Consider the following 23,526-nt stretch of genomic DNA (forward strand, 5'->3'; position numbering starts at 1 on the left):
ACTTGTGGCGGCCTCACTCCATCAGCTTTTTCATAAGCGTCTCAATGCCTCTGTCTGGCGACAAGAAATTACGGGCAGCTAGCGGCACAGGATCGCCGCGACGCTGAGCGCAGGTCTTCAATACGATATCAGCAAGAGCTCGTGCATCTCCGGGAGGAACGAGATGGATAGCGTTTGGAAAATTGAGCGCTAAGGCAGCGACCGCCGGACTTTGGCGCGTGATGATCGCGCCGCCGGCGGCCAATATCTGATACATTTTGTTCGGAATAACCCGCGACGCCTTTCCGCTGATCCCGAAAATACCCAACGACACCGTTGCGTTCCGAATGATATCTGGCAGCGCTGCGTAATCGACCCAACGGAGCCAAGTCAGATTAGGGAGCGCGTGCTTCGTGATGAAGGATCGAGCCTTGGCTTCCTCCTGCCCAGATCCGATTATTAGCCAATGTATGGATGCGTCTCTGGCCAGAAGAGCAGCAGAGAAAATGGTGGAAATACCATGGAGGGGAATAAACTGGCCATAAAACAAAACATACTGTTTGGGCAAATTCGGAATCTTGCTTGATGAAGCCCGGAGCCGAGAAGTCCAGAAAGCGGGCTCAGCCCCGACGGGAACCGTTATGAACTTGTCTCGACGAAGACAAAATTTATCTGAGAAGTAGTCACCGTGTTGATCCGTATCTACTAAGATAAAGTCAGCGAGCAAAAGGCCAGCTTTCTCGATATTCCAAAGCAGTCTCGCCGCTAGCCCGTTTCCCCTAACCTTATCCCGATCATTCACTAACGTATCGTAAAGCGGTATGAAGGCATCGAATACAATGGTCTGACTACGAAGGCGTGCGAGCGGCCATACCACGAAGATGTCTATGATAGCGGGATACAGCAACAAGACGTGTTCATCACGGGGTCGGCGTAAAAGCCGCCATAATGCTATCGGGTATCCGAGGACGAGGCGCAAAGCTGATTTGGCAAGCTTTAACCAGCCTACCACTGACTTGTCCTCAATGCCTTTCCAAATGTCGACATTGATCTGCGCAGCAAGAACTTGCCGTTTGCCCAAGGCGGCAAGAAGCAACCGAACTCGCGGCTTTCCGCGATCGTAACTACCCCAAGCAACGAAACGCGGGACCGAAAAGGCGTCGCTCATCAGAAATAGACCCAAAGTGGCTGCGGCGGCGCTGCTGAGGCGGGCAGACGTAAGTCTTTGCCCCAGCGAAGGAGCGCCGCTCCCCCTAACGATGTCAGTTCATGCATGCCGCGATCAATTCGGACCGCCGATCCTGGGTTCAAACGTTTTCCATCCAATAAGACCGCACCACCGCTTAAAACATAAAGACCCGGAACACGAAACTCAGCTTTGAAATCCTCGGTCCCTGCAGGAATATATCTTCCTGCGACCCAAAACGGCCCCCAGAAATGCACGTAGGTTTCTCGTAACGCAGTCGCGTCGGCGGGGAGAAACTGTGTTATCGGCTGCCTTGTTCGCAAAACCTGGGTAAACATAGAATCATTTTCGATAACTAATGGCACGACTTCTTTACGCATGGTATCGACCATTGAAGGTATACTCCCCTCGCGATAGAAGTTCATCATGAACGGAGTCATGAAGATGTTAGCTTTCCGGTGCTTAGGCAACATGCCGCAGAAATCGAAATAAGCGATCTCCTCAGGAAAAATTTCGTTGGCGGCAAGGAGGACGCTTCTTTGGCGGTCTATCACAGTGAAGTCTTCCTGAGCCCATACGAGGGAAGCAGACAGGACAAACAGCGCCGTTACGAGTGAGACGCCATAGCGCCTAGCGACCATGGCAACTGGAAGCGCACACGCAACGGCGACAGGCGCCAACATGAATACGTAATAATAAGGCGCGGTATTGTGATAAAATGCTAGCGTAATGACTGGTAAGAATAGACCAAATATGGCTATTTTTTCAGAAAGAGAAAGTTGGGACTTTCGGATCGCGAGGGGGAATAGAATCATCATGATGAAGAAAGGAACAGAGAGGGCTGCAAACTTGATTGCCATCATCCAATAAGGGGGCAGCCCAAGCACGAACATTTTTTGGGCTGAACGAGAGAGTACTGTCTGGCTATCCACCTCGACCGTAACACCAGCGGTGGAATGATAGCCGAAGAGTAGTGCAAATGATCCAACGGTCAGTACCCCTGCTATCAGTAAACGAAACAAGAATGCTTTTTCGTACCCGGCTTCACGCCAGCGCAGCCAGGCAATGCCGGCAAAAGCCGGCGCGTACAAAATAATTTTGATGCTGAACATTGACGCTAGTGCCAGAAGAACTGCGAAAATTGCGACCCAGACGCCTCGAAAGGGACTGCATGCCAGCAGGACTAGAGCAGACATCGCCAACGCTGCCAGACCGGGGTCCGCTCGGAAAGAAAAGCCATGCTGAAGCACAAAGCCGACTGACAAATATGACAGCGCTGCGAGCAGTCCAGTCGACAGATTTGTAAAACGCCTTGCGAGCAGCGCGATTGCGGCCGCAACAATAATTTCGCAACCGAACATAAACATGCGGACGACGATCAACTGATCAACCGCAGTTCCTGGCAGCATAGTTGCCCAGCTAAACAGCCGTATAAAGTAGGTCTGCAATGGCGTGTAGAGGACGCCCTCATTAAGCAAGTTGGCTAGGTGGAAGTGCCAGAATGAATCCCAGTTGATGGCGCGCCGAAACACCATAGTCGCTTGTAGAACTAGGACGAAAATAATTCCGACTAATGGTGAGAAAGCGGAGAAAGAGCGAATTGGCAGGACCGGTATAAATGAAAACCGATCGCGACGATCTTGAATTTTCACAGCCTTCGCTTTCTTGGCCATCCTACCGTATATTTTTCATCCCCTTGAAGGGACGAAGGGTTCGCTGAGGAACTATTTGTGCCGAACTGATGCTCGAGCCGGCGCACGTGCTCCAATGTCATTTCCAGAAGTTTTCTATTACCGGCGATGAGGTCCGCGAGAACGCCTAACATTCCCGCCACCACGCCAAGGACAAGCAGTGCTCCGCCCAGTATCAGAGACTGGATGTGTCCAGCGGTCTCGCCGATCAAGGCGAAGTAGAGAAAGCGCACGATAGGCAGAGCACCAATGACAGCGCACGCCACTCCCGCAATCAGGAACACTCGTAGCGGATTGTACATTGTGTAGGCCCGCACCATCGTCGTGCCAGTGCTGACGATGAACTGGGGAATATTACGAAACAGGCGCGACGGCCGGAGCGTACGGTTGGTCTGGACAGGCACGCTGACGATTCCGAGCCGTTTCCGACCCGCCTGGATGAGCATATCGGTAGTGTAGGAAAATTCGCTGGTAATCGCGATGCGTTGAGCGGCCTCTCTACTTAGTGCGCGAAAGCCGCTCACGGCATCGGGGATGTGCGTGCGTGCTAATCTTTGGACAACCGCGCTACCGAGCTTCTGCAGATGTCGTTTCACGAGGCTGAAATGCGCGTTGTTCGCAACGCCTCTATCGCCAATCGTGATGTCGGCCTGACCCTTTAGAATGGGCTCTACGAGCGCGGCAATATCATTGCTCTCATACTGGCCGTCGGCATCCGTGTTGACAATTATGTCAGCGCCTGCCTTCAAAGCAGCATTGAGTCCGGTCTGAAATGCAGCGGCAAGACCCCGGTTGGTTCGGTGCTTCACAATATGGTGGACGCCGAAGCGGAGCGCGATGTCGCTCGTGTTGTCATGGCTTCCATCGTCTATGATAAGCAGTTCGATGCAATCCACGCCGGTGATCTGACGGGGAATGCTCAACAGCGTTGCAGGCAGATGTTCGGCTTCGTTGTAGCAGGGAATCTGGATGATCAGTTTCACTTGCCTGCTCCTTAACGGGCTGCGGGTCGTCCGGCGTCGGTTGAGATGATTTGAAATCTGCAATTAGACCTCGATGATCATTCATCGCGCCCTAAGGCCTGATGGTTAATATTTGATCCAAGTTCGCGTATGGCCCTGTTGAACCTGTCTCTGAGTGACGTCTACCCGGGACCCTATTATCCATTTCTCAAAGTTTTCCGCCTAGTTCTGTCTGTCGAATGCCTCCGGGTATGCATCCTGAGATAACTGAGCAGACATCATGAACGCATTTGGACGAAAGAGCGGATTGGGCGGCAAATCGTCCTTTGGCTTGGCGCGGCCTATGCACGGGCCGGGCGTCTCTTCGCAGTCAAGTCCCGCGCCATCGGTCCCGCCATCGCCAGAACCCGTACCGGCCGATCTTCCGGCCAACCCCACCCCCGATCGTCACGCCGATGCGCTCGGGCGCCTCAATGAGCGGATGAATTCCGAGCATGCGCAGACCGATCATTCGCAGGGGTTCGAGGCCAACGTCCATCGCATTAAGGAGCAGGTGCTGCCGCGCTTGCTGGAACGGGTGGACCCGGAGGCGGCCGCGACGCTGACCAAGGATGAGCTGGCCGAGGAATTCCGGCCGATCATCATGGAGGTGCTGGCGCAGCTCAAGCTCACGCTCAACCGGCGCGAGCAGTTTGCACTGGAGAAGGTGCTGGTTGATGAGCTGCTCGGGTTCGGGCCGCTCGAGGAGTTGCTGGCCGACCCGGATATCAGCGACATCATGGTCAACGGCCCGGCCCAGACCTACATCGAGAAGAAGGGCAAGCTGCAGCTCGCGCAGATTCATTTCCGCGATGAGGAGCATCTGTTCCAGATCGCCCAGCGCATCGTGAATCAGGTCGGCCGCCGGGTCGATCAGACCACGCCGCTGGCGGACGCCCGCCTGCCGGACGGTAGCCGCGTCAACGTGATCGTACCGCCGCTCTCGTTGCGCGGCACGGCGATCTCGATTCGTAAGTTCGCCGCCAAGCCGATCACGCTGGACATCATGGCGCGGGGCGACTCGATGTCCGACAAGATGGCAACGGCGCTCAAGATCGCCGGGGCCTGCCGGTTCAACATCGTGATTTCGGGCGGCACCGGCTCGGGCAAGACGACGATGCTGAATGCCCTCTCCAAGATGATCGATCCGGGCGAGCGCGTGATCACCATCGAGGACGCGGCGGAACTGCGTCTTCAGCAGCCGCACTGGCTGCCGCTCGAAACCCGGCCGCCGAACCTGGAAGGGCAGGGGGCGATCACCATCGGCGATCTCGTCAAGAACGCCCTGCGTATGCGCCCGGACCGCATCATTCTGGGCGAAATTCGTGGCGCGGAGTGTTTCGATCTGCTCGCAGCCATGAACACCGGCCATGATGGCTCCATGTGTACGCTCCACTCCAACAGCCCGCGCGAGTGCCTCGGCCGTATGGAGAACATGATCCTGATGGGCGACATCAAGATCCCCAAGGAAGCCATTTCAAAGCAGATCGCCGATTCGGTGGACCTGATCGTGCAGGTGAAGCGCCTGCGCGATGGCTCACGGCGGGTGACCAACGTCACCGAGGTGATCGGCATGGAGGGCGACGTGATCGTCACCCAGGAGCTGTTCAAGTTCGAATATCTGGATGAAGATGCGGACGGGCGGATCATCGGCGAATATCGCTCGATGGGCCTGCGTCCCTATACGCTGGAGAAGGCGCGCGGCTTCGGCTTCGACCAGGCGTTGCTCGAAGCCTGCCTCTAAGGGCAGCGCGTTCGTCCGTCATTGGGTTGCGCTCCGTCCGGGCTTGCGACATCTTGCCGCATAACGCCCCTCACGGAGAGACACCCCATGCCTTTCAGGACATCCCTCATGCTCGCCGGTGCGTTTCTGCTGGCTGGCAGTGCCGTCGCCACCGCTGCGGCTCTGGCGGCCACCGAGGCAGCCGTCACTATCAAGCCGGACATCGCCGCTGCCGTCGCTGCGCCGACCCGCACCGCCAGCAATGTTGCCCGCGATACATATCGCCACCCGGCCGAAACGCTGAGCTTCTTCGGCGTGAGTGGTAATCAGACCGTCGTTGAATATTTCCCCTCCGGTGGCTGGTATCTTGAGATTCTTGCGCCTCTGGCGGCCAAGGGCGGCGGCACCTATTATGGCGTCCAGCCCGGCGGGCAGGGGCGCCAGTCCACACAGAAGCTGATCGAGGCCAATCCTGCGCTCTATGGCGGGGTGAAGCTGGTCGAGCTGACCGAAGTGCCGGATGGCGCGGCGGATACCGTGCTCACCTTCCGCAACGTCCACAATATGGTCATGCGCGGCAATGGCGGCGAGACTTTCGGCCAGTTCTTCCGGATGCTCAAGCCCGGTGGCGTGCTGGGCGTGGTCGATCATCGCCTGCCCGAAGACCGCGACACTGCGGCCGAGAAAACGAGCGGCTATCTGAAAGTCTCGACGGTGCGCAAGCTGGCGGAGGATGCCGGCTTCGTGCTGGAGGCAAGCTCTGACGTGAACGCCAACCCGCGTGACACGGCGGACTGGGCCACCGGCGTCTGGACGCTGCCGCCGACCCTGCGCAATGGTGCGGTCGATCGGGACAAATATCTGGCGGTGGGCGAAAGCGACCGCATGACGTTGCGGTTCCGCAAGCCCGGCTAAGCGGCGCGGCCCCGCGCAGCCCCCATCTTTTATGCGGGGGCGGGCGGGTTGCCGTCTGATGGGGCCTGTGCGGCGATCTGGCGTAACGCCTGCTCATAGGCCTCGGCGGGCTGCGCGCCGGAGATCAGGTAGCGACCGTCGATGATCGCTGCCGGCACGCCTGTCACGCCGCGGGTCTGCCAGAGATATGCGGCCTGACGCACGTCATTGGCATATTCATCCGAGTCGAGCACCGCACTTGCTGAATCCCGGTCCAGCCCGGCTTTCTCGGCGGCGTCGAGGAGCACGTCAGCGGTCGCGATATTCTCGTTGCGGCTGTGATAAGCCTCGAACAAGGCGCGCGCGAGGGCCGGCTGCCGGCCTTGCAGCCCTGCCCAATGCATCAGGCGATGGGCATTGAAGCTGTTGTAGACGCGCGTCTCCAGCGAGGTCTTCATGTCGAAGCCCAAAGCGGCGGCGCGATCGCTCACCACGGCGCGGCGCTGGAGGATCTCGTCGGGCGTTGATCCATAAGCCTGCGCAAGATGATCGACGACAGTGCGTCCCTCCGGCGCCATATCTGGGCTGAGCTCGAACGGTTGGAAATGCAGGTCGACATCCACGTCACCCGCCAGGCGATCGATCGCCTCTTCAAGCCCGAGCAGGGCCAGCACGCACCAGGGGCAGGCAATATCGGATACGAAGTCTATTCTGAGGGTGCGGGTCATGGTCTCTCCTGATCGCGACGAATGTAGCGGAGGGGAGGGGGAGCACAACCCCGGCGAGGGCCTGTCTACCGCCGCCTCTGGCACATGAAGAAGGGGCGACAGACCATCGTCCATCGCCCCTTTCTCGATATCGATCGGGTCAGCGTGCCCGGTCCCTTGAACCTCAGGCCGCCAGCTTGCGCAGCACGTAGGGCAGGATGCCGCCGTTGAGGAAGTAATCCAGCTCGTTCACCGTATCGATGCGGCACAGCGCCTCGAAGGTGAAGCTGGTGCCGTCCGCGCGGCGCGCTTCCACCGTCACCGTCTGGCGCGGCTTGAGGCCGGCGACGTTGCGGATGGTGAAGCTCTCGTCGCCCTTGAGGCCCAGCGTCTCGCGGTTCGTGCCCTCGGGGAACTGCAGCGGCAGTACGCCCATGCCGACGAGGTTGGAGCGGTGGATCCGCTCGAAGCTCTCGGCCACGACCGCACGCACGCCGAGCAGGCGCGTACCCTTGGCCGCCCAGTCGCGCGAGGAGCCGGTGCCATATTCCTTGCCGGCGATGACGACGAGCGGCGTGCCGTCGGCCTCATGCTTCATGGCTGCGTCATAGATCGGCATCACTTCGCCGGCATAGCTGGTCATGCCGCCTTCCACGCCGTCCAGCATCAGGTTCTTGATGCGGATGTTGGCGAAGGTGCCGCGCATCATCACCTCATGATGGCCGCGACGCGAGCCGTAGCTGTTGAAGTCGGCGGGTGCGACCTGCCGCTCCTGCAGCCACTGGCCGGCCGGGCTGGCCGCCTTGATCGAGCCGGCCGGAGAGATGTGGTCGGTGGTGATCGAATCGCCGAAGATGGCGAGCGGCTTAGCGTCGATGATGTCGGCGACCGGCGCGGGCGTCATCTCCATGCCCTCGAAATAGGGCGGGTTGGCGACATAGGTGCTGCCGGCGCGCCACGCATAGGTATCCGAGCCGGTCACGTCGATCGCCTGCCAGCGCTCGTCGCCGGTGAAAACGGCGGCATAGCGGCTCTGGAACATGTCGCGGGTGAGCGCGCCTTCCATCACCGAGCGGACTTCCTCGTTCGAGGGCCAGATGTCCTTGAGATAGACATCCGTGCCATCGCTGCCCTGGCCGATCGGCGTTTCGACAAAATCGGTCGTGACCGTGCCCTTGAGCGCATAGGCAACCACGAGGGGCGGGGAGGCCAGGAAGTTGGCGCGCACATCCGGGCTCACGCGGCCTTCGAAGTTGCGGTTGCCCGAGAGGACTGACGCCGCGACGATGTCGTTGCCGTTGATCGCCTTGCTGATCGGATCGGCGAGCGGGCCGCTGTTGCCGATGCAGGTCGTGCAGCCATAGCCGACGAGATTGAAGCCGACGGCATCCAGATAGGTCTGGAGACCCGCCTTCTCGAGATAGTCGGTGACCACCTGCGAGCCGGGTGCGAGGCTGGTCTTCACCCACGGCTTGGGCTTGAGGCCCTTTTCGGTGGCCTTCTTGGCGACCAGACCGGCGGCGACGAGGACGCTCGGGTTGGAGGTGTTGGTGCAGCTGGTGATCGCGGCGATCACAACGTCGCCGTCACCAATGTCATGCGCCGCGCCCTCGACGGGCACGCGCACGGCGGCATCCTTCTTGTAGACCTTGGCGAGGTCGGCGTTGAAGACCTCGTCCACCTGCGTGAGGATCACCTTGTCCTGCGGGCGCTTGGGGCCGGCGAGGCTGGGCACGACCGAGCCCATGTCCAGCTCCAGCGTGTCGGTGAAGATGGGGTCGGCAGCTTCGGGGTCGAGCCAGAAGCCCTGCACCTTGGCATAGGCCTCGACCAGCGCGATCTGGTCTTCGTCACGGCCGGTGAGGCGCATGTAATCGAGCGTCTTGCCGTCGATCGGGAAGAAGCCGCAGGTCGCGCCATATTCCGGCGCCATGTTGGCGATGGTCGCACGGTCGGCGAGGCTGAGCGCCGAAACGCCGGGGCCATAGAACTCCACGAAGCGGCCCACGACGCCCTTGGCGCGCAGCATCTGCGTAACCGTGAGCACGAGGTCGGTGGCGGTGATGCCCTCGGCCAGCGTGCCGGTCAGCTTGAAGCCGACGACCTCGGGAATGAGCATGGAAACCGGCTGGCCGAGCATCGCCGCTTCGGCCTCGATGCCGCCGACGCCCCAGCCGAGCACGCCCAGGCCATTGATCATCGTCGTGTGGCTGTCTGTGCCGACGCAGGTGTCCGGATAGGCGACCGTCTCGCCATTGGCATCGACCGAGGTCCACACGGCCTGCGCGACATGCTCCAGATTGACCTGATGGCAGATGCCGGTGCCGGGAGGAACGACCTTGAAGTTGTCGAGGCTCTTGGACCCCCATTTCAGGAAGTCGTAGCGCTCCGCGTTGCGCTGATATTCCAGCGCGACATTGTCCTCGAACGCCTTGGGCGTGCCGAACTCGTCGACCATGACCGAGTGATCGATGACGAGGTGGACAGGCACCTGCGGGTTGATCTTGCTGGCGTCAGCGCCGAGCGCGTTCATCGCATCGCGCATCGCGGCGAGGTCGACCACGCAGGGCACGCCGGTGAAATCCTGCATCAGCACGCGCGCGGGGCGATACTGGATCTCGTTGCTGGAGGCCGTGGGGTTCTTGAGCCAGTCGATGACCGCCTGCGCATCATTGGTGGTGACGGTGACGCCATCCTCGAAGCGGAGCATGTTCTCCAACAGCACCTTCATCGAGAAGGGAAGGCGCGAGCAATCGCCGAGCTTCGCGGCGGCCTTCGCCAGCGAGTAATAGCCATAGCGCTTGCCACCGACATCCAGTGTGTCGCGCGTGCCAAGCGTATCCTGTCCGATCGCGGTCATCAGCGGGTCTCCTCGAAAAATATCAGTGGCTGGCACTCCGCATGGTTCTAGCCGTTCAGTGCGGTCGCAGCGCAGGGCGTTTTGATCGGTTGGGCCATAACGGTTCAATGCGACCTGTCAACGGGAGCGCGAGCGCGGGCCGGGCCAATCAGAGCGCGGACGTGGCGCCCCGGCTCGGTGCCGATAGGACTGGATTGGTGGCGGGACAGCCAATTCATCCAAAATGGAACAAAACTGGTTCAAAAGGTTAATCGAATGGCGCATATTGGTGCCAGATCAAGCAATTGAGGCTCGAAATGTTAACAGGCTTCGATGACAACCCGCGTTATGATGCAAGCTTTGCGCCCCGGCTCGACCAGATGCTGTGCGAAGCGTTGGAGCAGCCCACGGTCCTGGTGGGAGGGGATCGCCCGGCAGGTGACTTTTTGGCGCGGGCTGCAGAGCGCGCGGGACTGCAATGCATCGGGTCTACAAGCCTCACGGCCCTTCTTTGGTCGGCGGTCTCGACCGTGCCCGATCTGCTGCTGCTCGATCTAAGGGGTGAGGAGGCCCACGACTGGCTGGAGCATCCCTTGGCGCCACAAGTCATGCTGAAGGGGCGCCGCGTCTGTGTGCTCGTCGATCTGGCTTCCCTCGAGCGCGCTTTTGCGCTTCTCGAAGGCGTCGAGGCCGAGGTCTTGTGCGACCCCAGTCTTGCGGACATCGTCACGATGCTCGTCTCCGCCGGGCTGCGCCCGATGACGTCTGGACCTGCGACGATGCGCGATATCGCCGGGGACGGGGAGGGCGTTCGGCTGGAGAGACTGAGCGAGGAAGTCCGCCGGCTCGCCCAGACGCTCGAGCGACTGTCCGGCAGCGCCAAGCCTGCCTCGTCGCTAGCGGGTTCGACATCGCAAAGCGGACAGGCGCTTTCCCCGCCGCCTTCCACACAAAAGCCTCAGGTCGCAGCGGTCCCAGCCCAGCCGGCCATGGCGGAGCGGTCGCCGATCGAAAGCCGCGCCAGTGCCGCGGAGATCCGCGCCCTCATCCGGGCGCGGCGGCTCCGCGACGAGTTTCTGCCGGCGGACCTGTTCGCCGATCCCGCCTGGGACATGCTGTTGGACCTGCTGGCGGCCCGCCTTGCCGGCCAGCGCGTTTCGGTTTCGAGCCTCTGCATTGCCGCTGCCGTTCCGCCGACCACGGCGCTGCGCTGGATCACGCAGCTGACCGAGCGCAAAATCCTGGTCCGGCTTGCTGATCCCACCGATGGGCGGCGGGTATTCATCGACCTGACCGACGAGACGGCGGACGCGGCCATGCAATGGGTCGACAAAGTGCGCCGCAGGGGCGGGCTTCTGGCGCCGCCGCGTTGAAGCACAGCTTGACCCGCCCCCATAGCGACCGATAAGGGGCGCCTGTGGCGGACGAACCGTCACGATGCTGCTCCCAAATCCCGGATTGTTTCTCTATCGCACCGAGAAGGTTGCCGAACCCAATGATGTTAGGAAGATGGCTTTTACGGCCGACCTTGTCCGAATGGACGAATTGGAGCGCCTCGGGGTTCGCGGCGGCCCATTCTAGAGCATTTGTAACGATTTCGCGCGAGCGGGCGTCAGGAATATCGACGATCCGCGGCAGGATTAGACGGCAAAAATCGGCCATCTTTGACCAAGCGCGCTGATCATTCTTCTCCATCAAGGCATCGATGAAGGCGACTGCCGCCCTATCGTCGAGAATATAGGCGATCTTGAACACCAGCGGCATACGCAGCGCCGGCATATTATAAGCGTGCCAAGGCACCGCCTTATTCTCAAAGGAGTCGAACAGGGTGTCGAAAACCTTGGTTGCTACGACGTAACTCTTTTCGACCCGCGCTATCGCGAAGGCTGGTCCAGCCTTACGGATCACCTTGAGCAGGTCTTTCGCGATGCTCTCGAGTCGTCCAATTCCCAAAACTGCTGCGTGGATCTCATCCGCGCCGTACACCTGCGCAATTGCACGGATGTCGTTGGCGAAGCGGACGTCGAAGTCCGAACGCGTCAACAGCGCCGCAGTCATGAACAACGGCTGCGCCTCGTCTAGCAGCCTCGCGCCTGTATTCCCGGTTTCATCGATATAAGCGAACATGTTGATCTTCTTTCCATCGTCGGTCAGATGGGTTGAAGCCGTCGACTTCTTCACGGCCAGCTTTGCTCATGTCTTAATCGATCACTATTGGCGTGTGAATGTCGGGTTTTTAGGAAACCGGGCGGTCGAGATTGCATTTCTAAGTGACAACTAACTTCCACTTCGGTCGAAAGATATCCCGCGGCGGCCTGATGAACGAACGGCAGATTTCAGGTAACCGTTTCGAGCGGCCGAATGACCGCTTTGTTGGCGGAAGCAGCTAATTTAGAAATGCTAGCTGCCATCAGACACTAGAAGCTTCGCGATGCCCCGGTCGGATCTCAAGCCGATCGGGCAAAACTTGTAAACGCCAATGCCAAGTGATCGAAGACGGCCCGAATGCGAGGCACATCGCGCAGGTCTTCATGAGTCACGATCCATGTGTCGAGCATACCGATTTCGAGATTTGGCAGCACTTGAGAAAGACGCGGATCGGCCAGACCGACGGGCCGCTGCACGACGGCTATACCGAGGCCCGCCCGGGCGAGTGCAAGTTGCGCCGGATGGCTGTCGGTCCGCGCCGCGAAATAATCACGACGAAAGGCAGGAAAGAGCGTCGCGGCGAACTGCAGATCCGGGCCAGAGCGATCGGGCCCGATGAAATCATGTTTATCCAAATCCTCAAGGCTCTGCGGTATTCCCCTGCGGGCCAGATAGCCATTATGGGCAAATAGGGCTAGCGCGATTGACCCGGCTTTCTTGGCGACGAGCGCGCCCTGCCGAGGCGGATGCATTCGCACGGCTATATCGACCTCCTGCTCCAGCAGATCGGCCGACACGTTGCTCAAAGACAGTTCAATGGCAATGCGCGGATGCTTCTGGCGCAGGCTCGCAATCATGGGCGGCAGCACCTCGATGCCCACAAACTCCGACACGCTGAGCCGCACCACGCCCGCGACCTCACCTGGGGGCGCCGATGCAGTGCGCACAAACGCTTCGGAGGCACGCGCCATGGCCCGGGCAGCGTCGGCGAGAGCACGGGCCTCCTCGGTCGGCGCAAGGCCATTGACCGAACGCGTGAAGAGGACCGTGCGGAGCGTCTGCTCCAGCGCAGCGATACGTGCACGCACCGTAGGCTGTGCAACGCCAAGGCGCCGCGCCGCACCGGATAGGCTGCCTTCCTCGAACACGGCGAGGAACGCACGCTGATGGTCCCAGTCGATGTTATTGCTCATAAAAAGTCTTCTAGCAGATAGAGATATTTCAGCAATTCTATATGATCTTTGTTGCGGGCATCCTTTGGCCATCAGCTAGAGGAGAAGTGAGGTGAGGAAGAACAACACAGCACTGGTATTGGGCGCCACGGGCGGCATAGGCGGCGAGGTTGCCTGCCAGCTTCGCGATGCGGGCTGGGATGTGCGCGCGCTCAGGCGTGGCCAACAGAACACCACCGTACGCGATGGCATTACCTGGATTGGGGGCGACGCGCTCAATCGCGATGACGTGATGGGAGCGGCACGGGGCTGCTCAGTGATCGTGCACGCGGTGAACCCTCCGGGCTACCGTCATTGGGCGGAACTCGTGCTGCCTATGCTCGACAACACCATCGCCGCAGCGACAGCTCAAAGCGCCACCATCGTGCTGCCCGGCACGGTCTATAACTTCGGTCCGGACGCCTTCCCGGAGTTGCGCGAAGACTCACCCCAGCGCCCGCTGACCCGCAAGGGCGCGATCCGCGTCGAATTGGAGCAGCGTCTGCGCCTGGCAACCGCCGGCAATGTGCGCGCAATCCTCGTTCGCGCGGGTGACTTTTTTGGCCCAAAACCTGGCAACAGCTGGTTTTCACAAGGGCTGGTCAAGCCAGGGCAAACAGTGAATGCTGTCAACCTTCCTGGCCGGACCGGCGTTGGGCACCAGTGGTCTTATCTTCCGGATGTAGCGCGCACGATGGTGGAATTGCTCGCGCGCCGTGACTCATTGGAGCCGTTCGCAGTGTTTCACATGGCGGGGCACTGGGACGCCGATGGCGCGCAGATGGCCAATGCCATCCGCCGCGTTGCGGCCCGGCGCGGCGGCGACACGCCAAAACTGCGCGCGTTCCCATGGTGGCTGCTCACACTCGCCTCGCCCTTCGTGACGACTTTCCGCGAGTTGCGTGAGATGCGCTACCTATGGCGGGAGCCGGTGCGCATGAGTAACGATAAGCTGAAATCCGTCCTCGGAGCGGAGCCGCATACCCCGCTCGATGAAGCCGTGGAATCCGCGCTGGACGGATTGGGCTGTCTCGCGCCGGCCAAAGCGACAACCAGTGCAGTCCCGGTTGGCACCGCGCTGGCACTCGCGGCCGCTCTTGCCATCGGTGCGCCGTCTTCACCCGGCCAAGCACGGGTGAATCATATCGACACGGCAGCGCCAGTCATTTCGCGCAACGAGATATTCATTGCTGCCCCGGTCGAAACCGTTTGGGCCGTGCAGACTGACATATCGGCATGGACGCAGTGGCGACCAACGGTCACCGCTGCACATCTTGATGGCGAACTCAAAGCTGGCTCAGCCTTCAAGTGGGAAGAAGGCGGACTGAAGATCACATCGACTGTGCAGGAACTCATCCCGATGCGCCGCATCGTCTGGACTGGCCCCGCCCAGGGCATCGATGCCGTGCACAAATGGGAGTTCATCCGAACCAACGGCGGGGTTCGCGTGCGTACCGAGGAATCTTGGAGCGGGAACGTTGTAAACAAGAACGCCGTGACGCTGCAGCCGATGCTTGATCGCGCCTTACAGGATTGGCTCACGCGCCTTAAGGCGACAAGCGAAGCCCGGTCTGAGAGACCGTCTCATTGAGTGATACCGCCGACTTGAGATTGCAACCGGCTCGCTTGCTGCCTGTGAGAAGGTTCCACACTGATTGCAGCCATCGCCGTCCTAGGCCGGTCGTTAGCTAACGGCCCGGCGTCACTCGTGACTGCCGGGCGCCGGTCCCAACGACATTCGAAACCCGGCACGGATGTGAGCCTTTGTGGACGTATCTGTCCTATGTTGCAGACACCATGGCCTGGCCGTTGGACCGCACGGACCTGCCGGAATCCAGTTCCTTCGAATTGGAGGCCAAGGGAACCTTGATGGATGCCACCTGGTGTGGGCCCCACCTCCCGGGCGCCGAGGGATCCTGCTGACCGAAAACAGATGCCAGTTTGGCGTTCATTCCTTCAACTCAACTCGAAGGATGCGGATCGGGACAGTGCCGGGGTTTTCGACCGAATGGGGCGCCTCAGTTGCATGCCATTGTGTTATCGGAAGGGCAGCGGGCGCCGCAGCCTCGTCGCGGACAATGCGGCCCTCTCCATTGCGCTCGCGAAGGGCGCCTCGCTGCATGACATACAGGACGCTCGCGTTACAGTGCGCATGCAGCGGCTCACGCTGGCCGGGCAAGACGGTGACGTCCAACACCCGTACCCGATCATTCTCCAATAAGACTTTGTGATTGTCTGGCGCGGCGCGGACCGCGTCGAGCTCAGGCCTCCACGGGCAAGCCGCTTTCGCGCCCGGTGCAGCCGCGTGGGCGGCATCCCCAAGCCAATGCGGCGCCGAGTAGCCTAAAATGAGTCCGAGGCCGAGCAATCCCCATGCCGACGCCTTCATTCCGATACTCCCCAATTGATCTGAGGCAATTTTTACACGGTGGTTACGGGCGCACAATAGTTCCGGTCATCGTCTACCCGCCTCAAAATGAAAGAGCGCGTGGTACGTCTCAAAGCGGTCAAACTCCCAAGCTGAACCACCGGCAGCTATTAGGAGGTGAGTTCTTCCGTCTGAATGACTGCTTTGGCGGCGAAGTCGGTCGTATCTGTGCGCGCTGGCTGAGTTCAAGGGATTAAAAGAGCTATGCTCTGCCATGGGTAACGGCAGCAGAAGCTGACATGCTATGTCGAGCTGCGCCGCTCGGACATCCGCAGCTGCATTTGCTCTGACAGACCCCATTGTTGTAGGTAATTGAGCACCCGAGGCGTATCGTGTTTCTGATCGGTGATCTTGCGTCGCCGCGGAGCGCTTCAGGCCATGCTCGTCACAATCTTTGCCCCAAGCAACGTTCATCTGCTGGAAATAGCCGGTGTACGAGACGCGCTGTTTGAAGCGAATTGCAAAATGGGGTCCGGTAATCGCTATCGCGTCAAGCTGGTGACAGAACGGGGCATGCCGGAGCAAAGCGCCTCCGGCATCGTTTATCTGCCTGACGCCAGCATCTACGACGAGACAGAGCCGTGCGACACTTTGATTGTAGCAGGGCCATATGGCGTCCCGTCGCCCCAAAGCGAAGCAGTTAATGAGTGGTTGCGGGAGCAGTCACGGCAGTCCCGGCGTCACGGATCGACGTGCACCGGGGCCTTCTTGCTGGCTCATGCGGGATTGCTGGCGGGTCGTCGTGCGACAACCCACTGGGAGTATGCTGCACGCCTTGCCGCCGACTTTCCGGACATTTTGGTAGAACCCGACCTCATCTTCGTGCGCGACGGACCAGTGTTCAGCTCCGCAGGGGTAAGCGCAGCGATAGACCTCGCATTTTCGTTGATCGAGGAGGATCACGGGCGGGCACTGGCGCTTTGGGTGGCACGGCGGCTGGTCGTCTTCTTGAAGCGACCCGGCGGTCAGTCGCAATTCAGCGCACTGTTGACCGCACAAACTGTTTCCAACAGCCCGATCGACAAGATAAGACTTCACATCCTCGAACATCCCCGCGCGAAGCTGAGCCTTGCAACCCTTGCAAAGATTGCTGGCGTAAGCTCGCGCCATCTCTCCAGGCTGTTCCGCGCCGAACTCGGCATGAATCCAATCGCATATGTCGAATTGACCCGGATCGATATTGCGCGACGACTGCTGGAAGAAAGTTCCGCTCCGATAAAAGCGATTGCCTACACTGCCGGGTTCGGCTCGACGACCACGCTCAGACGGGCATTCCTGCGCAGGATGGGCGTCACGCCCGTAGAGTACCGCATGCGCTTTCACAGCAGCGGAGGCGGAGAGCCGATCAACGTCGAAAGAGCCGCTATTCTGTCCTGAATGGTCGCATCAGCGAAGTTGAAAACAGCGCTGCGGGACGACATCGTGGTGCCAAGAGGCGATGGCAACTCGTTCCCGTAGGCTCACGATAAGTGAAAAGACATAAAGCGCGGCAGTCTCGCCACCCCAGCGTGGAGATTTCAGCAAATGATACAAAACGCTGTTGAGCAATGGCAAAATGTTCCGCTCCGCAAGGACTCTCTTTTCGATACCTACTTCCACACTTTGTCGCATGATCTCAGGACACCGCTCACCCACATCACGGGATTTGCTGAGCTTCTCAAGCTCGATGGAAACCTTGGGGCAACCCAGCAGGAATATGCCTCTGCAATCGTGTCGGCATGCAGCGAGCTGCAAAATACGGTCCTGGCGCATCTTCGCCTCATAGAAAGTAGCCTTCAGGCTGCATGTCAGATGCCTCCGCTTGCTGACGACGCGTCTTCGCCCGCACCTCAGAGCGACACGTAAATCCAAAAATATCTTTACCGGATATCGCAGCTTGGTGACCCGCTCGACCAGGCCACGAGACGTTTGCCGTACCCCGACGAAACTGGCGTCGATTTGTCTCGAAACGCCGCGCCGCTGAAATTGAAACGTCGGCACCACGGCATCATCCTCTAGCACGGAGGCATGGGATGAGATCTGATCTTTACGCGCTCATCGCGATGAAACTCGAAAGCCTGTTTGCGAGATGACTCCCGATGCGGCCGACGGCACGATCGTGGAGCCCGGTAGAACTGGTTCCCCGTTGCTGCGATGGCCTCGCCTCCTCGGTGGGCGCGGAGGCCAGTGTGTAACAGAGCTCTTTTCCAAACTTGCGCTCGATCATGTCAGCGATGGCCTGCTCGTCGCGGACATGCGCCTCCGGGGGCAGCCCATAGTCCTGGTAAACCCAGCATTCGAAAAAATTACTGGCTATTCTGTTGACGAAGTCATCGGCAAGAACTGCCGCTATCTCCAGGGAAGCGATCGGTTGCAGCCGGAACTTACGGAAATACGGGCTGCGCTTGCGGAGGCGCGCGCCTGCTCGGTGACACTGCGCAACTACAAGCGGGACGGAACGATGTTTCGCAATGCTTTGCGTCTGGAGCCGTTTCGGGACTACCTAGGGCACCTCACGCATTTCGTGGGCCTGATCCGGGATGTCACGCACGCACCGGGTCTCGATCGGCTTACCGGACTGCTGGATCGTTATGGGTTGCTCGACCGGCTGGCACAGATCGAAATGTCGGCGAACTCCGCCTTGCTGGTCATCAAGCTCGACGTCCTGCGGTTCCGTGACGTCAACAACGGTTTCGGATACGATGTCGGTGATGCGCTGCTTCGTTCGGCGACAGCGCGTCTGGCTGTTGTGCCAGCCCTGGCTATCGCTCGCGTCGGCAGCAATAACTTCATCCTGGCCTTCGCGCTCGATGATGCCAGCCGTGCGGGCAAGATCGTCAATGAGGTCCTCGACTTGCTGAGACCCCGATTTGTCCTGCCTGGCGCATCGCTTACAGTGCAGTTTGCCGCTGGCTTCGCTGTCGGGCTCGCCGGAACCGATCCTCTTCTACTGGTCCGGCATGCAGGTGCGGCGATGCAACGATCCAAAGCGACGCCCGACCACGGCCCCCATCCGTTTGAGGAAGCAGATGACCGAGACGCGCGTAATCGCATTCGGCTCGCGAACGAACTGCAATCCGCCGTTTCCAACGACGAGCTGCTGTTTCATTATCAGCCCCAGGTCGATCTGCGATCCGGTGACCTGATCGGCGCTGAAGCTCTGCTCCGTTGGGACCACGGCGTATTCGGCCTCCAGCTACCCGGCCGGTTCATCGCCGTTGCTGAAGAGACCGGCACCATGATGGAGATCGGAGCGTGGGGCCTGCGTACGCTCGCGACGTATGCAGCGCGGGTCAATCAAAACCGTCGGATACCGCTCCGGTTCGCTTTCAACATGTCGGTGATGGAGTTCACGCGAAGGGACGTCGTCGCCTTTGTCGAACAGGTGCTCAACGAAACCGGGTGCAAGGCCGAATGGCTGACGCTGGAGCTTACCGAAGAGCTGATGGCCCCTGAGTCGGACGATATACGCCGATCCTTCGAACATATGCGGCGCCTGGGGGTCGGCATTTCGATCGACGATTTCGGCACGGGCTATTCCAACCTACGCTATCTCGAACGGTTTCCACTCAGCGAGATAAAGATTGATCGTAGTTTCGTGCGGGAAGTGGCGCACAACCATGTCAAGCACGTCATCGTTGAAAGCATCGTGAAGCTCGGAGTGGCGCTCGACGCGCGCGTCGTCGCGGAAGGCATTGAGACTGAGGCCGATCGAGTGATGATGCGGACACTGGGCTGTTCGGTGGGACAAGGCTACCTCTTCGCGCCGCCGCTCGACGAACAGCGCTTCGAAATCCTACTCAATCAAGGAATTGTAATGCGCGAGGACCGTCTGTCTAAGAGTTAAAGCGAATGTGCGCCCCCCAATGCCATCGTGCACCTCGCAGGCGAACAAGACGCAGCCCATTTGTGAACAAATATGACGATGGCTTCTTTGCCACCTGACCGTTTCACATTTGGTGAGTAATGCTCACCTGAATGAGCGGCAGCTATTGGGTCACCGAAACCTTGCTTCCAACGACCGCTTTGTTGGCGAACGCGATGGCTTACAAGCTGGCACCGTGGGCCTTGAGGGCTTCAATCACCCGGGCCTCGGCCAAGCTGAGCGGATCGGTTTCTCCCATGAGTGCAAAGCTTCCCCCCAGCGCGAAGCTGCAATGACCATGAACGGTGGCGATCAGCGAGCGCGCCAGGCGAGCAGCGTCGGCCTTCGCTTCATCGGGGAGTATCGCTTCCACCTCACGCACAATGATCGTGGTAAGCCGCACGCGCTCCGCCGCCAGCGTCTCCGGCATTTCCATGCCTTCTGGAAGGCGGTGCTCGTAGATCGCAGCCCACAAATTGGGATTGGATTCTGCGAAGTCGAAATAGCCTGTTACGAGACATCGAATGCGTGCAGCGCCCGACGCATGCTGCAGGCGATCCTCCAGCCATTGCGCCCACCGCGTGAAGGTTCGGCTGTTGACGGCCAGCACCAGCCCGTCGACGTTCCCGAAGACGTGCATGATCGTTCCGACCGAATAGCCGATCCGCTTGGCAACTTCCCGCGCGGAAAAGCGGCTGTAGCCGGTTTCCTCCATCAAGCCCTGCGCGGAGTCCAGAATGAGCGCTTCCAGTTCTTCGCGGCCGTGATCTGATCGTCTGCCCATAAACGAGCTTTAGGAAATTAATTGAACGGCGTCTAATTTATTAATTGCACATCGTTCAATTATGGGTTAGCCCTGGCCCAATTGAAGTGGGGGAAGCGTCATGACGACGATCTTGTTCATCGCTGTTCTGATCCTGGGTTCTCTTCTCGCAGATACGCGCAAGCGGCTGACTCGACTTGAAAAAGAGGCTGGCCGATGGGCTGCCGGACCGGTGGAAGAACACCTACCCGAGCCGAAAACAGCCCATGATGCAACGTCTGATCATCCTGCGTCGTATCGCGGCCCAGCGCGCATAATGGCATTTGAACAGCCCACTGCTGTTACTGAACAAGACGCCTCGCCAGCCACGTTGGACGTGCTTGAGAATAACCCTGCGCCTGCTTCGAGCGAGGCGGCGGAGATTTCTTCGGCGGCACTAGTCGAACCTGACGAGACTGTGCCGGAGCAAGCCGCCCATCGCCCGGAGAGCAGCAGCTTTGAAGACCTGTTCGGTCGCCGTCTACCGATCTGGGCAGGCGGTGTCACGCTGATTGTCGCGGCTGTTCTACTCGTGAAATATTCAATTGATGCGGGCCTGCTTTCTCCCTGGGTCAGGGTCACCCTCGGCCTGATCTTTGGCTCAGCGCTGATCGCAGCTGCCGAGTTCGCCAGGAAGATGGAGCGGTTCGTTCAAGATGACCGTGTCGCGCAATCGCTCGCGGGCGCAGGCGTCAGCAGCCTGTATGTCGCCATATTGTCAGCCAGCAATCTCTATCATCTCATCTCGCCCGGCATGGCATTCGGGGGACTGACTGCCACGACCGCAGCGGCCATCGGTCTGGCGTTGCGGTTTGGCGCGCCTTGCGCTGTGCTCGCGCTGCTGGGCGGCCTAGCCACACCGGCCCTGATCCAGAGTGGCGCGCCCAACATTCCCTTATTGAGCGGCTATCTCGCGATGGTTATCGGCAGCCTGACCTTGCTGTCCCGCCGCCAGCGCTGGTTCTGGCTGGGCGCAATGGCACTCGCCGGGGGGATGGGCTGGTCTGCGCTTGTGATTGTCATGGGCGAGCTCAGCCAATTCTCGGTGCTCTCGATCGGCCTTATCGTTCTACTCTTCGGCATCGCTTTGCCACTCGTAACGGGCCGCGAGGACCGCAGCGTCGTGCTCTGCGCGGTTGCAGCCGCCGCGGCGGCCTTGCAACTGGGCCTGCTTGTCTCGCAGGGCGCCTATGATGGATTGAGCTGGGGACTTTATGGGCTCCTGTCCCTCGCATTCTTCTGGCTGACCAAGCGCATGCCGACCTTGCGGACGATGACGGCTCTGCCGCTCGGCATCAGCTTGTTTCTGGCGTATCTTTGGCCAGCGGCGCCCCTGGGCCTGTTCACTGCGGTGATGGGTGGCATCATCCTGATCTTCGGGGGTCCAGCCTTGTGGCGACTCTGGAGGCCTGGGGGAGGCATTGTTGAAGCCGGGCAAGTCGTTGGAATCGGCATCGGCGCCTATTTTGTGACGCTCCACCAGCCCTTTGACGCGAGCGAGACAGGCAATGCGCTGCTGGGCGTTGGATTCGCGGCGCTGCCCGCGCTGGGAGCTGCGCTCGGATGGCGCGCGTCCGACCGGCAGGATGACTGGCGCTTCCCCGTCCTTGCGCTCGCCTCGGGATTCATCCTGATCTGGTCAGCGACTTTTAGCGTGAGCATCTGGCTACAGCCTGTCGCGATAGCGGCGGTATCCGCTGGCCTTCTGCTGATCGCCCTTTTCTCGCAGGATCGGCGGATATCTAACGGCGCGCTCGTCTATCTCGCCGGCGCTGTGCTGCTGCTCATCGGTACTGGCTTGGCAAATGGCGAGGTGGAACGACTGACAGCGTCCGTCGACCCTCTCCACAGCGCCCAGGCACTGCTCCGTTGGGGATGTCTTGCCCTCGTCGGGGGAGCTTTCGCGTGGCACAACGCCGGCAAAAGTCTGGGCCGGGCCCTGTCGGCGGCGACCGCCGTCCTCGTTTATGGCTTCCTCGCCCAGATCGTGCCGGCACCCTGGCTTGCCACTGTCGTAGCCGCCTGCATCCTGGGCCTTGCCTTGATCGCACGCCGCCATTTTCCGGGGGACCTTGCATCGGCGATGCTGACGTTGAGCGCCATTGTCATGCTGTGGATGATCGCACCGTCGGGGGCGTGGCTGATCCGGGGAATGGGTTCGCTCGCCGGCTTCCCCGTCTTTTCGAGCGATCTGCCACCTCTCGGTCTTGTCCTTCGCGGCCTCGTCGGACCCGCATTCCTCCTCGCTTCGGCCTTCTGGATGCTGCGAGACAAGGCGGAACTCAGCCCGGCCCGTCTGCCCTGGCTGCTGTTCGGCATCCCCACACTGATCGGGGCTCACTGCCTCTACAAGCTGATCTTTGCGATCAATGATAGCCAGCACTTCATTGCCCTGGGCCTGGCGGAGCGGACGATTTGGCAGATGCTATTGATGGGCACCGGCCTGGCCTTGTGGCGCTGGAGAAAGCAGCAGCATGTCGCCGCCACCCTTCTCATCGGCGCCGGCCTCGCGCATAATCTCGTTTATTCGATGCTCCTGCACAATCCGCTCTGGAGCGAACAGAGTGTGGGCGCCTGGCCGCTGCTGAACCTGCTACTGCCGTGCTACGCCATCGCGTTCGCAGCCCCACGAATCGTCCAATTGGTTCGGCCGGATCTGGATGGTCAAATCGCACGCGCGCGTGTGCCATGGGACATGCTGGTGATCCTCATCTTTGCCTTCTCAAGTTTGCGTCAGTTCTTCACCGGCACCATTCTGGTCGGCGTGCCAATCGGACAGAGTGAGAGCATTCTCTGGTCGGTGCTGGCCATTGCCATGGCGATCGGCTGGCTTGGCTGGGGCATTCGGCGGGCGGACCGAATCTGGCGCACAGGTTCGCTTCTCCTTCTGCTCGCTGCCATCGCGAAGGTCTTCCTGATCGATGCGTCCGGGCTCGAAGGGCTGCTGCGTATCCTCTCGTTCCTTGCTCTGGGGTTCAGCCTGATCGGAGTTGGCTGGCTCTACAGCCGCTTCCTGCGCAGCGACTCCAATTAACGGTTCCAAAGTCAACTCGCTGCTAGGCGACAGCCTTCA

At 60.2% G+C, this 23,526-nt stretch carries 17 protein-coding genes; 8 read left to right on the forward strand and 9 right to left on the reverse strand.

The features are described 5' to 3' along the window. Positions 1-13: 13 nt before the first annotated feature. The 3 genes from M2332_RS10700 to M2332_RS10710 are packed head-to-tail and all read right to left on the reverse strand — an operon-like array spanning position 14 to position 3,839. Complete coding sequence (locus M2332_RS10700; RefSeq protein WP_264574020.1) at positions 14-1,147, reverse strand: glycosyltransferase; 1,134 nt, start codon at positions 1,145-1,147, stop codon at positions 14-16. Next, the gene (locus M2332_RS10705) at positions 1,147-2,838 is read right to left on the reverse strand and encodes a hypothetical protein (protein ID WP_264574021.1); all 1,692 of its coding nucleotides are present in this window, start codon (positions 2,836-2,838) and stop codon (positions 1,147-1,149) included. Before M2332_RS10705 ends, M2332_RS10700 begins: the two co-directional genes overlap by 1 nt. Continuing rightward, complete coding sequence (locus tag M2332_RS10710; protein WP_264574022.1) at positions 2,814-3,839, reverse strand: glycosyltransferase; 1,026 nt, start codon at positions 3,837-3,839, stop codon at positions 2,814-2,816. The genes M2332_RS10705 and M2332_RS10710 overlap by 25 nt, the downstream gene beginning before the upstream one ends. Before the next feature lie 259 nt (positions 3,840-4,098). On the opposite strand from M2332_RS10710, the gene M2332_RS10715 reads away from it, so the two are divergent. After that, the gene (locus M2332_RS10715) at positions 4,099-5,601 is read left to right on the forward strand and encodes a CpaF family protein (protein ID WP_264574023.1); all 1,503 of its coding nucleotides are present in this window, start codon (positions 4,099-4,101) and stop codon (positions 5,599-5,601) included. An 87-nt stretch (positions 5,602-5,688) separates the two neighbouring features. Beyond that, positions 5,689-6,495 carry a class I SAM-dependent methyltransferase gene (locus M2332_RS10720; protein WP_264574024.1) on the forward strand — a complete coding sequence of 269 codons (807 nt, stop codon included), beginning with the start codon at positions 5,689-5,691 and terminating at the stop codon, positions 6,493-6,495. A gap of 29 nt (positions 6,496-6,524) precedes the next feature. Here the strand turns inward: M2332_RS10720 and M2332_RS10725 are convergent, their stop codons facing one another. Both M2332_RS10725 and acnA read right to left on the reverse strand, forming a co-directional pair. Then, a complete protein-coding gene (locus M2332_RS10725) occupies positions 6,525-7,202 on the reverse strand; it encodes a DsbA family oxidoreductase (protein WP_264574025.1) in 678 nt (225 codons plus the stop codon). Positions 7,203-7,365: 163 nt separating this feature from the next. Continuing rightward, positions 7,366-10,041 carry an aconitate hydratase AcnA gene (gene acnA, locus M2332_RS10730; RefSeq protein WP_264574026.1) on the reverse strand — a complete coding sequence of 892 codons (2,676 nt, stop codon included), beginning with the start codon at positions 10,039-10,041 and terminating at the stop codon, positions 7,366-7,368. 296 nt (positions 10,042-10,337) lie between these two features. Here acnA and M2332_RS10735 point away from each other — a divergent pair, with 296 nt between their 5' ends. Then, complete coding sequence (locus tag M2332_RS10735; protein WP_264574027.1) at positions 10,338-11,393, forward strand: MarR family transcriptional regulator; 1,056 nt, start codon at positions 10,338-10,340, stop codon at positions 11,391-11,393. Here the strand turns inward: M2332_RS10735 and M2332_RS10740 are convergent. Both M2332_RS10740 and M2332_RS10745 read right to left on the reverse strand, forming a co-directional pair. Continuing rightward, positions 11,302-12,201 carry a hypothetical protein gene (locus M2332_RS10740; protein ID WP_264574028.1) on the reverse strand — a complete coding sequence of 300 codons (900 nt, stop codon included), beginning with the start codon at positions 12,199-12,201 and terminating at the stop codon, positions 11,302-11,304. The two genes, M2332_RS10735 and M2332_RS10740, sit on opposite strands and share 92 nt — an antisense overlap. A gap of 266 nt (positions 12,202-12,467) precedes the next feature. Continuing rightward, complete coding sequence (locus tag M2332_RS10745) at positions 12,468-13,361, reverse strand: LysR family transcriptional regulator (RefSeq protein ID WP_264574029.1); 894 nt, start codon at positions 13,359-13,361, stop codon at positions 12,468-12,470. Between the two features lie 91 nt (positions 13,362-13,452). Here M2332_RS10745 and M2332_RS10750 point away from each other — a divergent pair, with 91 nt between their 5' ends. After that, positions 13,453-14,970 carry an SRPBCC family protein gene (locus tag M2332_RS10750; RefSeq protein ID WP_264574030.1) on the forward strand — a complete coding sequence of 506 codons (1,518 nt, stop codon included), beginning with the start codon at positions 13,453-13,455 and terminating at the stop codon, positions 14,968-14,970. 357 nt (positions 14,971-15,327) lie between these two features. On the opposite strand, the gene M2332_RS10755 is transcribed toward M2332_RS10750, so the two are convergent. Continuing rightward, a complete protein-coding gene (locus tag M2332_RS10755) occupies positions 15,328-15,768 on the reverse strand; it encodes a cupin domain-containing protein (RefSeq protein WP_264574031.1) in 441 nt (146 codons plus the stop codon). A 417-nt stretch (positions 15,769-16,185) separates the two neighbouring features. On the opposite strand from M2332_RS10755, the gene M2332_RS10760 reads away from it, so the two are divergent. From M2332_RS10760 to M2332_RS10770, 3 genes are all read left to right on the forward strand, one after another. Further along, positions 16,186-17,184: a GlxA family transcriptional regulator gene (locus M2332_RS10760; protein WP_264574032.1), complete on the forward strand. Its 999-nt coding sequence runs from the start codon at positions 16,186-16,188 to the stop codon at positions 17,182-17,184. Between the two features lie 147 nt (positions 17,185-17,331). Next, positions 17,332-17,652, forward strand: a complete 321-nt coding sequence (locus M2332_RS16660) for a histidine kinase dimerization/phospho-acceptor domain-containing protein (RefSeq protein WP_181558473.1) — start codon at positions 17,332-17,334, stop codon at positions 17,650-17,652. 223 nt (positions 17,653-17,875) lie between these two features. Next, complete coding sequence (locus tag M2332_RS10770; protein WP_264574033.1) at positions 17,876-19,633, forward strand: putative bifunctional diguanylate cyclase/phosphodiesterase; 1,758 nt, start codon at positions 17,876-17,878, stop codon at positions 19,631-19,633. A 199-nt stretch (positions 19,634-19,832) separates the two neighbouring features. Here M2332_RS10770 and M2332_RS10775 read toward each other — a convergent pair whose 3' ends face one another. Beyond that, positions 19,833-20,435 (reverse strand): TetR/AcrR family transcriptional regulator, encoded by a 603-nt coding sequence (locus tag M2332_RS10775; protein WP_264574034.1) that lies wholly within the window; start codon positions 20,433-20,435, stop codon positions 19,833-19,835. A 100-nt stretch (positions 20,436-20,535) separates the two neighbouring features. Between M2332_RS10775 and M2332_RS10780 the strand changes: the two genes are divergently transcribed. Beyond that, positions 20,536-23,487 carry a DUF2339 domain-containing protein gene (locus M2332_RS10780; protein ID WP_264574035.1) on the forward strand — a complete coding sequence of 984 codons (2,952 nt, stop codon included), beginning with the start codon at positions 20,536-20,538 and terminating at the stop codon, positions 23,485-23,487. Positions 23,488-23,526: the final 39 nt, after the last annotated feature.

Source organism: Sphingobium sp. B11D3A (assembly GCF_025961695.1).
GTDB lineage: Bacteria > Pseudomonadota > Alphaproteobacteria > Sphingomonadales > Sphingomonadaceae > Sphingobium.

What these genes read in the sequence shown, in the direction of transcription:
- M2332_RS10700 (WP_264574020.1), bottom strand. Translation starts at nt 1,147, where the DNA reads ATGAGCGACGCCTTTTCGGTCCCGCGTTTCGTTGCTTGGGGTAGTTAC.
- M2332_RS10705 (WP_264574021.1), bottom strand. Translation starts at nt 2,838, where the DNA reads ATGGCCAAGAAAGCGAAGGCTGTGAAAATTCAAGATCGTCGCGATCGG.
- M2332_RS10715 (WP_264574023.1), top strand. Translation starts at nt 4,099, where the DNA reads ATGAACGCATTTGGACGAAAGAGCGGATTGGGCGGCAAATCGTCCTTT.
- M2332_RS10720 (WP_264574024.1), top strand. Translation starts at nt 5,689, where the DNA reads ATGCCTTTCAGGACATCCCTCATGCTCGCCGGTGCGTTTCTGCTGGCT.
- M2332_RS10725 (WP_264574025.1), bottom strand. Translation starts at nt 7,202, where the DNA reads ATGACCCGCACCCTCAGAATAGACTTCGTATCCGATATTGCCTGCCCC.
- acnA (WP_264574026.1), bottom strand. Translation starts at nt 10,041, where the DNA reads ATGACCGCGATCGGACAGGATACGCTTGGCACGCGCGACACACTGGAT.
- M2332_RS10735 (WP_264574027.1), top strand. Translation starts at nt 10,338, where the DNA reads ATGTTAACAGGCTTCGATGACAACCCGCGTTATGATGCAAGCTTTGCG.
- M2332_RS10745 (WP_264574029.1), bottom strand. Translation starts at nt 13,361, where the DNA reads ATGAGCAATAACATCGACTGGGACCATCAGCGTGCGTTCCTCGCCGTG.
- M2332_RS10755 (WP_264574031.1), bottom strand. Translation starts at nt 15,768, where the DNA reads ATGAAGGCGTCGGCATGGGGATTGCTCGGCCTCGGACTCATTTTAGGC.
- M2332_RS10760 (WP_264574032.1), top strand. Translation starts at nt 16,186, where the DNA reads ATGCTCGTCACAATCTTTGCCCCAAGCAACGTTCATCTGCTGGAAATA.
- M2332_RS16660 (WP_181558473.1), top strand. Translation starts at nt 17,332, where the DNA reads ATGATACAAAACGCTGTTGAGCAATGGCAAAATGTTCCGCTCCGCAAG.
- M2332_RS10770 (WP_264574033.1), top strand. Translation starts at nt 17,876, where the DNA reads ATGACTCCCGATGCGGCCGACGGCACGATCGTGGAGCCCGGTAGAACT.
- M2332_RS10775 (WP_264574034.1), bottom strand. Translation starts at nt 20,435, where the DNA reads ATGGGCAGACGATCAGATCACGGCCGCGAAGAACTGGAAGCGCTCATT.
- M2332_RS10780 (WP_264574035.1), top strand. Translation starts at nt 20,536, where the DNA reads ATGACGACGATCTTGTTCATCGCTGTTCTGATCCTGGGTTCTCTTCTC.